The sequence below is a fragment of the Bacteroides sp. 43_46 genome, from assembly GCF_001915455.1.
Classification (GTDB): domain Bacteria; phylum Bacteroidota; class Bacteroidia; order Bacteroidales; family Bacteroidaceae; genus Bacteroides; species Bacteroides caccae.
In genome coordinates this window covers 1-14,016 of the sequence record NZ_MNQN01000112.1, presented here as the reverse complement: position 1 = coordinate 14,016, position 14,016 = coordinate 1, and the positions used below count along the sequence as shown (strand labels likewise).

The window sequence follows — 14,016 nt, the reverse complement described above, 5'->3', positions numbered from 1 at the left end:
GAAATACTAGTTAATAATCCTTTTTATTATTATATTCATTGCAAATCTGTAGCAATTATGTTATTTATATTAGTACTTTTGTGCCCGATTTTAATAATAATTAAACATAAAAGGACTCAATGAGAATGTATGTAAAGGTAATGGCAGCGGTCATTGCATGTATATTGATGAGTGGAGAAACACACTCAACATCTGCAACTATCCCTGCTACAGAAAATCAGAGTTGGTTTAAAAAGAGAAAGAAGAAACCAGAGCAAGAGGAGAAAACCAAAAGCGACTACGAAAAGCTTGTGGAAGGTAGCAAAATTACCAAAGGAATGTTTGCTGTTCATCAAAAAAAGAACGATTATTATTTTGAAATTCCTACATCACTTTTAGGGCGTGATTTATTAATTGTCAATAAACTGCAACGGGTACCTGCCGAACTGAATGACGCAGGAGTGAACCGCGGAGTGAACTACGAGAACCAAATGGTTAGTATGGAATGGGACAAGGCAACCGGCAAACTGATGTTTCGCCAACAACGCCCATTACCACTGGCTCCTCAAACGGACGCTATCTTCCGTTCGGTAAAGGACAATTTTATCTCGCCACTGATTGCCGCTTTCAAAATAGAAGCTATCAATCAGGACTCCACTGCATTGGTGATCAAAGTGAATGATATTTACGATGGTACGGAAACCAGTATCAATAATGTTTTTACAAACATTAATTTAGGGACTTCCGCTATCAAGAACTTATCACGTATTTTGTCGATCAAATCTTTCCCTAACAACGTTGTAGCAACTTCTGAGCTGACCACTAAAGTGACAGAAGGAACGACAAGCGTATATGTGACGGTGGAAGTTAGTTCCTCTATTCTTTTATTACCGGAAAAACCGATGACAGGACGTTTCGACAATCAGAAAGTCGGCTACTTCACCAATCCGTTATTAAGTTTCAGTGACGCACAACAAGGAACGGATAAGAAACAATATATTACCCGTTGGCGTATGGAACCCAAACCAGAAGACCGGGAAGCATATCTAAAAGGTCAGACAGTAGAACCTATTAAGCCAATTGTGTTCTACATCGATAATTCGACTCCTTATCAATGGCGGTCATACATAAAGAAAGGAATAGAAGACTGGCAGACTGCTTTCGAAAAAGCCGGTTTCAAAAATGCAATTATCGCTAAAGAAATCACAGACAGTATGCATGTAGACATGGATGACGTCAATTACTCGGTACTGACTTATGCTGCATCAGAAAAGAAAAACGCAATGGGACCTTCCCTACTCGACCCTCGTTCGGGAGAAATTCTGGAAGCAGATATCATGTGGTGGCACAATGTACTTTCTATGGTACGTGAATGGATTACTGTTCAGACAGGAACTGTTTGTCCGGAAGCTCGCAGCGTACAATTACCTGATTCGTTAATGGGGGATGCCATTCGTTTTGTTGCTTGCCATGAGGTAGGTCACTCACTAGGATTACGTCACAACATGATGGGTTCATGGGCATTCCCAACAGACTCATTGCGTTCTGCGGCATTCACTTCCCGAATGAATTCGACTGCTTCGTCTATTATGGATTATGCGCGTTTCAATTATATCGCCCAACCGGGAGACGGTGTAAAAGTACTGTCCCCGCATATCGGTCCTTATGATATGTTTGCTATCGAATATGGATATCGCTGGTATGGCAAGAATACTCCGGAAGAAGAAAAGGATATTCTTTTCGATTTCTTGAGTAAACATACAGACCGTCTTTACAAATATAGTGAGGCACAAGATGTACGTGACGCCGTAGACCCGCGTGCCCAGAACGAAGATTTGGGAGACGACCCGGTTCGTTCGTCACAACTTGGCATTGCTAACTTGAAACGTATCGTTCCGCAAATTCTTCAGTGGACTACTACCGGAGAAAAGGGACAGACTTATGAAGAAGCGTCACGCCTCTACTATGCCGTCATCAACCAATGGAACAATTATCTATATCATGTACTTGCCAATATCGGCGGTATTTATATTGAAAACACCATAGTAGGCGACGGAGTGAAAACCTACACATTTGTTGAAAAAGAAAAGCAACAGGCAGCCCTGAAATTCCTAATGGATGAAGTCCTGACATATCCTAAATGGTTATTTGATACGGAAGTCGGGCAATATACTTATCTGCTCCGCAACACTCCGATCGGAAAGCAAGAAAATGCACCCACTCAAATCCTTAAGAATGCACAAGCCTATATTCTTTGGGATTTACTAGGCAATACCCGCCTAATGCGTATGATTGAGAATGAATCCGTCAACGGTAAGAAAGCATTCACGGTAGTTGAACTAATGAACGGACTCCACAAAAATATTTTCGGTATTACTGAACGCGGAGGTATCCCTAACGTTATGGAACGCTCTTTGCAGAAAAACTTTCTGGATGCATTACTTACCGCTGCCGCAGAGCCCGAAGCTGTAAAAATCAACAAGAAGATCGCCAACGAACATTTTTTGCTTGACCATACCACTCCTTTCTGTAGCTGCTATGCTGCCGAACAACGTGCACTTCGTCAAGAAGACCGCATGGGTGCTCCACGTGTACTCAATTTTTACGGAAGTCAACTTAACCGCATTTCAGATGCCATTTCTGTAAAACGTGGTGAATTATTGCGTATCAAGAAGTTATTGCAAAATCGTCTGGGGACTTCCGATACCGCTACACGTTATCATTATGAAGATATGATTTTACGTATTAATACCGCTTTGGGAATCAAGTAAAACAAACCTGTTAATTAAACTATCTTACAATTAATGAGAATCAAATTTTTGTGCATTATTATATGCTTATTTGTGAATGCACTGGTTTTTGCCAGTGCTACCAACCACACGATAACTGGTGTTGTCATTTCTGGTGAAGACAATGAACCTCTAATTGGTGCTTCTGTATATGTTCACGCCGATGATCTGAAAAAAGCCGGAGTATCACAAACCTCTTTGGGTACTATCACTGATATTGACGGTAAGTTTTCTATTTCCGTTCCGGAAAAAGTGACTCGTATTCATTGCAGCTATATTGGGTTCGAAGAACAAGCGATTATATTGCAAGGAAATAAAAAAAACTACCGTATTGTACTACAACCTTCGGCACATGCTCTGGCGGATGTGGTAGTAACGGGATACCAGACATTAGAACGTCGAAAATTAACGGCAGCTATTGCAAAGGTAGAATTATCTGATGCCATGATCGGAGCGAATAAAAGTATCGACCAAGCACTAACCGGACAAATCGCCGGCGTAGCCGTCACAACAACTTCAGGTGCACCAGGAGCTCCGGCACGTATCCGTATTCGGGGAACGGCTTCTTTAAATGGAACCCAGGACCCGTTATGGGTATTAGACGGTATGCCCTTAGAAGGAACAGATATTCCTAAATTAGATGATGCAACAGATAATGATATCGTCAATATGCAACAATCATCTATTGCAGGATTAAGTCCAAATGACATAGAAAGTATCACTATCTTGAAAGACGCTGCCGCTACTGCAATTTATGGCGCACGTGCTGCTAATGGTGTCATCGTAGTTACAACCAAACGTGGAAGAACAGGAAAACCAATCATTAATTTCAACACGAAATTAACTTATACTCCTAATCTAGACACTTCCCGTCTGAATTTGTTAAATTCACAAGAAAAAGTAGATCTAGAACTACAATTATTAAAAAACAATCAAAGCATATATCCCAACAAAGGTGGCGTTGCAACCATTTTGAATAAATACAATTTAATGAATCAATATCTGCAAAATGGTTGGGAGGGATTATCCCCCGAAGCTCAGAATGCTATCAATCAATTAAAAACGATGCAGACTGATTGGAATGATATATTATTTAGAGATGCTTTCACACAAGAATACAATATAAGTATTTCAGGAGGCACAGAGAAAACAACGTATTACAACTCATTAGGCTACTCCAAAGAAAATGGTAATGTACCGGGAGTTAGTATGACACGTTTCAATCTGACAAGTAAGACTTCTTATCAAATCAACAAAATATTAAAAATTGGTGTCTCTATTTTCGCCAACAGACGAAAGAATCAAAACTTTGTATCTGATAAGTATGGTTATTCCAATCCTGTATTCTACTCTCGTACGGCCAATCCCTATTTTTATCCGTATGATGCAGAGCACAACTACCAATATGATTATGATATCCTCCCTGGAGATGAACCTGACTTAAAACGTGGATTTAATATCTTTGAAGAACGAGAAAATACAGATAATGAAACAATCATTTCTTCATTCAATTCAATCTTCGACACAGAACTACGTTTTAACGATCAATGGAAACTCAGTTCTCAAGTTGGTATTCAATGGGATCAATCTTCTCAGGAACAATATGTAGGAGAAAATACATTCAATATGCGTAACATACGCGAAGATAGTAGCTATGACGAAAATCAATACATTGTTCCCAAAGGAGGAATGCATACTGTAAATAATGCTACGACTTCTCAAATTACATGGAAAGTACAAGGAGAATACAAAAATACATTCAATGATATCCATGATATTCAAATAATGGCAGGTTCTGAAATAAGAAAGAACTGGTATAACACTCAATTTACAGCCGGATATGGTTATGATCCCAAAACATTGACAACAAAGCCACTGAATATCAGAAATGACAAGGATGCAGAGAAATATAAACTACATACTAAAACTTATCAAGAAAATGCTTTTGCGTCCTTCTATACTACAGGTTCATATTCATTCATGAGCCGCTATACGATAGGGGGAAGTGTACGTATGGATGGCTCTGACCTTTTCGGAGTAGATAAGAAATATCGCTATTTACCAATTTATTCAATTAGTGGTATGTGGCGCGCCTCCAATGAACCTTTTATACAACGATACAAATGGATTGATAACCTGGCAATTCGTCTTTCTTACGGTCTGCAAGGAAATATCGATAAAACTACTTCACCATTCCTAGTAGGATCCTATGACAATGTAGGACTCTTACCCGGATATGACGAAGAACAAACTATCCAAATAGAAGGTGCTCCCAACAGCAAATTACGTTGGGAAAAAACTGCTTCATATAACCTTGGATTAGATTTCTCCGTATTAAACCAGGCAATCAATTTAAGTGTAGACTATTACTATAGAAAAGGAACGGACCTGATTGGGAAAAAACTTCTGCCGTTAGAAAACGGATTTGAAACAATGACGATTAATTGGGCCAGCATGGAGAATAAAGGAGTAGAAATAAATCTGCAAACACGCAATATTACCACCAAAAAATTTTCATGGTACACAACATTCAATTTTGCATATAACCAAAATAAAGTACTGAAAATTAATACTCCGGATTCACAAGAAACTCCCAGTCTTGAAGGTTATCCTGTCGGAGCTATTTTTGCTTTGAAGACTGATGGCATTGATTCTGAAACCGGACGTATTCGCGTAAAGGCAAAGAACGGAAAAAGCATGTTTCTTGAAGATTTATATAAAGTAGCAATAGACGAATGGGGAATCGGAATCTATACTCCTCAAGTATCAACTCTTGAAGAAAGAGAATTCTATAGCTATATAGGAACATCCGACGCTCCATATACCGGAGGATTTATGAATACCTTTAATTATAAGAGTTGGGAATTGAACTTGAACTTCTCCTATAATTTTGGGGCTTATGTAAAAACAACACCTTCTTACAGTCTGACAAAATTTGATGCGAGCCGCAATACCAATCGGGATATTCTGGATAGATGGACTCCTGAAAACAAAAACGGAAAATTCCCCGCCATATTGACAGCTGCTTCTAATCCTGCAGAATATAGTTTGTTGTTTGATCAACCACGTATTTACAACTCCTTAGATATTTGGGTCAAAAAGTTAAATTATATACGTTTGCAAAATATACGTTTAGCTTACCAGATTCCTTCAAAGTTACTAAACAGAATAAACATCAACGGAGCAACCGTCGCTGTAGAGGCACGTAACTTATTTGTATTCGGTTCCAGCTACAAGAATTATCTGGACCCTGAATCAATGGGAAATCTGTATGCAACTCCCATTGCAAAATCAGTGACATTCAATTTAAGCCTAAACTTCTAAAAAAGAATAAGCATGACTAAGAAATTATATATTACTTTTGCATTATTGGGAAGCCTATTAATAACTTCCTGTGACAGTTTTTTAGATATCCAACCTATAGGAAAAGTAATTCCAAATACTCTATCAGAATATCGGGCATTGCTAACAGAAGCATATTCCCAGCCTCTCTTCGACAGAGGAGTTACTGAATTTCGTACCGATGAGGTGACAATCAGAGATAATGAATATGATCAAAACTATTATTCGGAAATTGAGAAATGGAACGACTCTAATCCTATTCCCGGTACACGTGAATTTGCTTGGAGCAATTATTATAGCATTATCTATTATGCCAACGCCATAATAGATAATAGAGATAAAATAACAGAAGGAACTCAGGAAGACATCGATCAACTTGTAGGAGAAGCATATCTACTTAGAGGATATATGCATTTTCTATTAGTGAATCTTTACGGACAACCATATACAAAAGATGGAGCTCCGGAAACTAAAGCAATTCCAATAAAGTTAGATATTGATTTGGAAAAAACTCCGTCCCGTAATACTGTTAGTGAAGTATATACAGCGATTTTAAATGATATTGAATCAGCTCGTAAATTGATCCATTGCAAAGAGTGGGAGAAACAATACTCATATCGTTTTTCAACTATATCGGTAGATGCTATGGAATCACGCGTATATTTATATATGGGAAAATGGCAAGAAACTTATAATAGTGCAGAAAAGGTCTTATCACAAAAATCATCATTAGAAGATTTTAATAAAGAGAATTCTAAAATTCCCAATGATTTTCAATCAACAGAGGTCATCACAGCCTATGAATATGTATGTAAAGATGTCGATAAAGCATTTAGAGCCACACCTATGCTGAAAGAAAAATATGACAGAAATGATTTACGCCCTAACAAATACTTTGACGTAGCAGACAAAAATGGTAATTTTCCTGTTCTAAAATGCGGTTCTACGCAATTCTCATGTTCTTTCCGCACGGGAGAAATTTATCTGAATGCAGCAGAAGCCGCTGCTCACTTAAATAAGCTCTCGGAGGCTCGTGGTCGATTATTAAAGCTTATAGAAAACCGATATACCCCGGAAGGTTATACACTGAAAAAAAATGAAATAGAAGTAATGTCCCAAGAAGCGCTTCTTGCTGAAATTCAAGAAGAACGTACTAAAGAACTCGCTTTCGAAGGTCATCGTTGGTTTGATTTACGACGCACTACCCGCCCACGCATCGAAAAAGTTATCGATGGTAAAACGTATATTTTAGAGAAAGACGATGCACGCTATACATTGCGTATTCCACAGGCTGCTATTGATGCTAATCCAGAATTACAGCATTAATAATCAAGACTAAGACAAGAAAGTACTTCCTTTCAGATATGATCTTGCAGAACCCTTTAATAATAACATAACACGAGTGGGTCTCTATGGAAAAAGCATGAAAATCAAAAACAGGACAATGAATGTCTATAAACAACCACTCTATGCACTACTTATTCATCTCAACGCAGACGACATTCTGTTCTAAAACATGAGGTTGTGTCTAACTTTTGGGGTGCACTTCAAAATGCCGGCACAACCTCATTAAACTACAAATAATCTTTTTTCGCTGCCCGTTGACAAGCTTCCACTAATTCTTTCATGACCTCCGCCACAGGCTGCTGACGGGAAATTATCGACGATACTTGTCCTATTTCCAGTTCTCCTTCTTCAAGATCTCCTTCAAAGATGCCTTTTTTGGCACGCCCCCGTCCCAATAAAGCTCTTAATTCTTCCATGGAAGCTCCACTATCTTCGGCCTTCTCTACAGCTTCCCGGAAACTATTTTTCACAAGACGAGTCGGAGCTAATTTTTTCAACAGCAACTTAGTATCCCCCTCACCCAGACTCAAACAATATTCCTTGAATAGCGGACTTGCAGAACTCTCATCAGTCAATGCAAAACGAGTTCCTATCTGAACACCTTCAGCCCCTAATACCATAGCAGCCAGTATTCCTTCTCCCGTAGCGATACCTCCTGCTGCAATCAAAGGTAAAGTCGTTGCTTCACGTACAGCAGGAATCAAACAAAAAGTAGTAGTTTCCTCACGCCCGTTATGTCCGCCGGCTTCGAAACCTTCCGCTACCACTGCATCTACCCCGGCCTCCTCACACTTCACAGCAAAACGGGAAGAAGAAACGATATGAACAACCGTAATTCCACGCTCTTTCAACCATCCTGTCCATGTTTTCGGATTCCCGGCAGAAGTAAAAATAATCTTCACTCCCTCTTCTACCACAATATTCATGATTTCTTCTATCTGCGGATACATCAAAGGAATGTTCACACCAAAAGGAAACTCTGTAGCTACACGGCATTTGCGAATATGCTCGCGTAAAATCTCCGGATGCATAGAACCTGCACCAATCAGTCCCAAACCACCAGCGTTACTCACTGCGGAAGCAAGCCTCCAACCACTGCACCATACCATTCCACCTTGAACAATAGGGTATTGAATCCCCAGAAGAGAAGTAATTCTATTCATAATTAATAATTTATCAATGTGCTAATTTACTAATATACCGGCTAGAATAACCAGCTAAATTACTAATGCGCTAATACAACAATATACAAATATATAAATTATTCAATTACAAACGTTCCCTAGTCAGTATATTGTCGTATCGCGACATTAGCACATTTATATAAACACCCTCAACGGATAATCTGTTCAATAGGTTTATTAATCAACACCGTGGTAGAATCCCCATAAGCTCTCAAAACTTCCAGCGTACGTTCACGACGATCTCTTCCTTTCTTATCCCAGAAGTTCTTTGTAAAGACAGCCATCAGATCAAGTCCTCCAATAGTTCCTCCATTGATATACACTCCGCTACCACCAAACAAAGGAATAGGACTATCCGTCACCACCGAATTCACCATCATCCCATTGGCACGTTCACTTAACTGACGGAACCGTACTCCGCTCGCCTGTATTTCCTCTAAAGACTTCCGTATACCTTTTGCCATCGGATTCCGTGCCCAGTTGGTATACGATCTTTGGTGTCGAATCTCATAGAAAGGATCTCCCCGCCATGTATTCTTATCCACCCTTATCTTTTTTTGATAAACCGGATCCCAATTAAAACGGGTATTAGCCTTATATGGCATCAAAGAAAGAACTACTTTTGGTTTAGGCAATGCTTCGGGAAGCGATTCGTCAGGCAGCATCCAGCTTTTCTCCTCCGACATCCGGGGAGTACCCACCGCACTGCCGAAATCAATCTGCCTAACTGCTTTCGGATTCAGCTTCAACTCCTCACTGCTCTCCAATAGCTTCTGCAATTTGAGTGAATCCTGTACAGACCACTGGGCATAGCATACCACTGTCAGCAGCAGTGATACTGCCGATATAAATAAACGTTTCCTCATTTTTATTGTTTTTTTATTTCCCGAAGATTCTCCTCTTTTTTACCACCAGCGATACCCTGTACCACAAAGCGGTTCATCGTAACACGGGTCAATCGTCCACCGCGTCTTCGGGTATTGTCTTTCTTCCCACCAACGACGGTAGCAAGCGGCAGCATCAAGTACTTCTTCGTCTGTCAGGAAATAGAGTGCTTCATAATTCTCGGCATTAGCCAACACCATTTTGCAACCCAACGACGGAGGTGTACCTTGACGAATAGATTCAATCACCCAAAGCATACACTCACCTAAACGGATTTTACCATTATTCATATTATAAACCGACGGGAAAGAAGGAATAATAGTCAGATCTTCCGCATAGTTCAGAAGTTCGGGAATATCCTCTTCCGTAAAATGAGGGACCTCCACCACTCCTTTGTCATTCTTCATCTTATACGTACCCGTCTTCAATTGCTTCACAAAAAGGGTAACATCCGGATTGTTATAATCCATTTCTTCGCTGCCGCACCCAGTAAAGGATACAATCAGGCAAATAGCCAACAGCATTACAAGTGTTTTTTTCATTTTCTTCAAGGATTAATACGTCATGCGAAGTCCGCAAAGCAAATTAAAATTAGTCGGCCGTTTCGTGCGTACCGTAGCTAGTTTCGAATCAGTTTTGAAATGATGAGAAACACCCGGTTCGGCAAAAAGCGCGAGGCGATCATTTATCTTATAATTAATTCCAATACCAGCGGTCACAGCCAATTGGACAGGTTCTTCTTTGAAACTGTTGTCCGGTGCACCGGCAATGCATTTATCTATAATTCCTCCTACTGTAGCGTAAAGGTCAACTTTTTTTGTATCCAACAATGTCACGTTAATTTTGACGGGAATACCAAGATAATGTAAATGCTGCCCTGCCGAGCGGAGATTTGAATAAAGCAATCCGGTTTCAATACCCAGATAATCATTTAATTTCCGTTCTACGGTTACACCTACAGAAACCGGCATTTTATAGACGCCATCCTCTGCTGGAAGTGCCGTACCAACTTGGGCTTTCATCGCCCAGCGGTTTTTCTTTGTAGAGATCTTCCGGACTGCTGATTCGCCCGTTTCATATTGTTCTTTTCGCGAATCCGATGATTCCGTATTACCATTCGTTGCCTGCCAATAGCCATTATGGCCTTGGTTTCCATATCGGTTTCCATTTCCGGTGGAAGTCGTAGCCGAGAAAGAGAACGACATAGAGAAGGTAATGGAAAGCGAATCTTCTTCTGTGTATTGAGACAACATTCCATAAGATTTAGGAGCCGGTTTCGGCAACACTGGTTCTACCGGCAACGGTAGTTGATTGACACGTATTCCATCTCCGTCCAACTGCCCTCCGTTCGCCACGGCTATCTTGGTAAATGCTTCTTCCATTTCCTCTTTTGGAGAAAGATATAAGAAGGTAGCCGATGAAGCCGCCAAGACAAGCAACACAGATGCCGCAGCTGCTACACGGAAGAGTAGTAACCGACGACGTTGCTGGCAAGCCACAGGAATCTCCTGTGAGAGTTCTTCCCAGAAGCCGTCCCGGACATTCATCCCGGCATCAGCGAGACGAGTGCGAAACAGATCGGTTATTTCATCATTTTCTTTCTTCATGATTTCTATACTCTTTAATTCTTTTTGCTAATAAATACTTGGCCCGGTGTAACTGCGAAGTAGACGAGTGCTCTTTAATATGAAGCATCTTGGCTATCTCCTTGTGTGACTTCTCTTCAAACACATAAAGGTTGAAAACGGTTCGGCATCCATCCGGTAATTCGGCAATAAAAGCCATTAATTGTTCCTCTGAGATTCCAGCCCCTCCTCCCGAGTCCGATATATCAGGTATGTCGGGAAGCTCATCTTCATGCACCACCAACTGACTGACTCGTTTCTCACGCCGCAAATAATCGAGCGACTGGGTGACCATTACCCGGGTAATCCATGTGCTAAGCGAAGATTCGCCCCGAAACGAGAAGTTGGTAAAAATCTTAATGAAACCATCATGCAATACATCGTGCGCTGCATCCATATCGCCCGTATAGCGGAAACATACCGCCAGCATCTGTTTGGAATAGAGGGTGTAAAGTTCCTTCCGGGCTGAATCCTTTCCTGCCCGACAGCCCTTTATCAGTTCTATCTCGTTTTCCAAGTCAATTACCTTTTTTAAAAATCGAACGTATGTCTGCGTCGTTTGTCCATTAGACGCAAGAATTTGAGGAATGCTGCAATGAATATTGCTAAAAGAAGTTAAAGAGACGATAAATAATAAATGGAGAAAAAGAAAAGGTGAACGATAAACGGTAAACAATGAACAGCACTATACACTACCGTGCTGCAAAGTATTCACCATTGACTGTTTATCGTTCACCGTTTACTGTTTATCGTTTACCGCTTATAATCAGCATGCCTTGAAACTCATATCCAGCCCTTTCACCGAATGAGTCAAAGCTCCTACCGAAATAAAGTCTACGCCACATTCGGCATAGTCTCGAAGAGTATCAAAAGTAATACCGCCAGAAGATTCGGTCTCATATTTACCTGCTACCATCTCTACTGCCTTTTTCGTCATTTCAGGAGTGAAGTTATCAAACATAATACGGTCCACACCACCCAAGTCGAGAACTTGTTGCAGTTCATCAAAGTTCCGAACTTCAATTTCGATTTTCAGATCTTTGCCCTTTTCTTTACAATATTCTTTGGCACGGGTAATAGCTTTATCAATACCTCCGGCAAAATCCACGTGATTATCTTTCAGGAGAATCATGTCGAAAAGTCCGATACGATGATTTACACCACCGCCAATCTTTACTGCCATTTTTTCGAGGATACGCATTCCGGGAGTTGTCTTACGCGTATCTAACACATGAGTACGGGTACCTTCCAATTTCTTAGCGTATTTGCGGGTCATTGTCGCTATACCACTCATACGTTGCATCACGTTCAGCATCAGGCGTTCAGTCTGAAGTAGTGACTGCACTTTTCCTTCTACCAACATTGCCACATCACCCGGTTCCACTTCCGTTCCATCGTTGATAAATACCTCGACTTTCATCGTAGGATCGAAACGATTGAAAATTTCTTTGGCTACTTCTATACCTGCCAGCACACCGGCCTCTTTGATAAGCAATTTTGATTTTCCCATAGCAGTAGCGGGAATACATGAAAGGGTGGTATGATCCCCATCCCCTATATCTTCTGCAAAAGCAAGATCGATCAGCTTGTCGATCAGTTCTTTTTCCTTATTCATTGATTTTGTCAATTCTTATTTGATGTATTAAATATTGATTCTCCACTTTCTTCAGGAAGCAGTTTACACGGAAGTTTCCTCTGGTAGTAGCCAATGTACCAATAATGAAACTCGATTCATCCCGTTTTCCCTGATGATTTACGTTAAATCCGCTGACTTTATTCTCCGTAAAGAAATCTTGCATCATAGCTGTTGCTTTCTGCTTGTCAACGTTTGTCGAGCGACCCTGGAGCACCAAGTTTACCTTGCCCCCCATATACTTACTCAGCTCTTGCGAACTTCCTCTTTTAAATGCCGTAATCACTCCTGCCGGTATCTCTTGCGCCATAAGCAACGAGATAGAAAGAAGCAAAGCGGTCATTCCTACAAGCACTCGTTTTTTCATAAATACAAGCTTTAAAGTTGAAGTTTAAAGCCTTAAACTTTCAACTAATGATAGGCAAAGGTAATCATTAATTGCAGAATAACATAAAAAATGCCTATTTTTGTGCATTAATCAGAATAACAGACGTATGAAAACAATCCTGCTCGTCGTTGGACGAACCGTAGAACAACACTATATAACTGCCATTAATGACTATATTCAGCGCACCAAACGCTATATTACTTTTGATATGGAAGTAATCCCCGAACTAAAAAACACAAAAAGCCTTTCAATGGAAGTGCAGAAAGAAAAAGAAGGAGAACTGATATTGAAATCACTCCAACCGGGAGACGTAATCGTATTACTTGATGAACATGGAAAAGAGATGCGTTCTCTCGAATTTGCCGATTATATGAAACGAAAAATGAACACAGTCAACAAGCGGCTAGTTTTCATTATCGGAGGCCCTTATGGATTTTCAGAAAAGGTATATCAAGCAGCAAACGAAAAAATTTCAATGTCGAAAATGACTTTTTCGCATCAGATGATCCGATTAATATTCGTGGAGCAGATTTATCGGGCAATGACGATACTGAATGGCGGACCGTATCATCATGAGTAATACTTAACGAACAAATCACAGAGGAATGAAGTACTACCCTCTTTCATGATTTTCCTGTATACATACAGGAATATTCATGGTTTAAAATACTGAGCTAAGATAATATGAAACTGCGCTCTACTCAACAATAATTATTCCCAAAGAGAGACATTTGCCGAATATCATATAGTTTGTAAATATGAGGGAATGAGTAATTTAGTATGTATTTGTTATATATGGAAGAAGTAGTTAGTTTATTTAGTTCTTGCAGAACTTATTACATGT

11 protein-coding genes are annotated in these 14,016 nt (G+C 40.1%); 4 read left to right on the top strand and 7 right to left on the bottom strand.

The window, feature by feature from the left end:
- Nucleotides 1-119 precede the first annotated feature (119 nt).
- Genes BHV72_RS10990 through BHV72_RS10980 form a run of 3 tightly spaced genes read left to right on the top strand, consistent with a single transcriptional unit; the run spans nucleotide 120 to nucleotide 7,436 of the window.
- Nucleotides 120-2,750 (top strand): zinc-dependent metalloprotease, encoded by a 2,631-nt coding sequence (locus tag BHV72_RS10990; RefSeq protein WP_122264067.1) that lies wholly within the window; start codon nucleotides 120-122, stop codon nucleotides 2,748-2,750.
- 33 nt (nucleotides 2,751-2,783) lie between these two features.
- A complete protein-coding gene (locus BHV72_RS10985) occupies nucleotides 2,784-6,092 on the top strand; it encodes a SusC/RagA family TonB-linked outer membrane protein (RefSeq protein WP_122295453.1) in 3,309 nt (1,102 codons plus the stop codon).
- Nucleotides 6,093-6,104: 12 nt separating this feature from the next.
- Complete coding sequence (locus BHV72_RS10980) at nucleotides 6,105-7,436, top strand: RagB/SusD family nutrient uptake outer membrane protein (RefSeq protein WP_122264069.1); 1,332 nt, start codon at nucleotides 6,105-6,107, stop codon at nucleotides 7,434-7,436.
- Between the two features lie 248 nt (nucleotides 7,437-7,684).
- On the opposite strand, the gene BHV72_RS10975 is transcribed toward BHV72_RS10980, so the two are convergent.
- The 7 genes from BHV72_RS10975 to BHV72_RS10945 form a co-directional block, all read right to left on the bottom strand.
- The gene (locus BHV72_RS10975; protein WP_122264070.1) at nucleotides 7,685-8,620 is read right to left on the bottom strand and encodes an NAD(P)H-dependent flavin oxidoreductase; all 936 of its coding nucleotides are present in this window, start codon (nucleotides 8,618-8,620) and stop codon (nucleotides 7,685-7,687) included.
- A 170-nt stretch (nucleotides 8,621-8,790) separates the two neighbouring features.
- Nucleotides 8,791-9,507, bottom strand: a complete 717-nt coding sequence (locus BHV72_RS10970; RefSeq protein ID WP_055256072.1) for a DUF4858 domain-containing protein — start codon at nucleotides 9,505-9,507, stop codon at nucleotides 8,791-8,793.
- A gap of 39 nt (nucleotides 9,508-9,546) precedes the next feature.
- A complete protein-coding gene (locus tag BHV72_RS10965; protein WP_005678564.1) occupies nucleotides 9,547-10,068 on the bottom strand; it encodes a DUF4943 family protein in 522 nt (173 codons plus the stop codon).
- A gap of 12 nt (nucleotides 10,069-10,080) precedes the next feature.
- Nucleotides 10,081-11,133, bottom strand: coding sequence for a putative outer membrane beta-barrel protein (locus BHV72_RS10960; protein ID WP_286855936.1), 1,053 nt, complete (start codon nucleotides 11,131-11,133; stop codon nucleotides 10,081-10,083).
- On the bottom strand, nucleotides 11,117-11,668 hold the full coding sequence (locus tag BHV72_RS10955; RefSeq protein ID WP_055171863.1) for an RNA polymerase sigma factor: 552 nt from the start codon (nucleotides 11,666-11,668) through the stop codon (nucleotides 11,117-11,119). Before BHV72_RS10955 ends, BHV72_RS10960 begins: the two co-directional genes overlap by 17 nt.
- Before the next feature lie 249 nt (nucleotides 11,669-11,917).
- A complete protein-coding gene (gene nadC / locus BHV72_RS10950) occupies nucleotides 11,918-12,766 on the bottom strand; it encodes a carboxylating nicotinate-nucleotide diphosphorylase (RefSeq protein ID WP_005678561.1) in 849 nt (282 codons plus the stop codon).
- Entirely contained in the window at nucleotides 12,759-13,151 is a 393-nt protein-coding gene (locus BHV72_RS10945; RefSeq protein ID WP_005678560.1) for a DUF4783 domain-containing protein, read from the bottom strand. Before BHV72_RS10945 ends, nadC begins: the two co-directional genes overlap by 8 nt.
- Before the next feature lie 127 nt (nucleotides 13,152-13,278).
- On the opposite strand from BHV72_RS10945, the gene rlmH reads away from it, so the two are divergent.
- Nucleotides 13,279-13,752, top strand: coding sequence for a 23S rRNA (pseudouridine(1915)-N(3))-methyltransferase RlmH (rlmH, locus tag BHV72_RS10940; RefSeq protein WP_005678559.1), 474 nt, complete (start codon nucleotides 13,279-13,281; stop codon nucleotides 13,750-13,752).
- The last annotated feature ends 264 nt before the right edge of the window (nucleotides 13,753-14,016 follow it).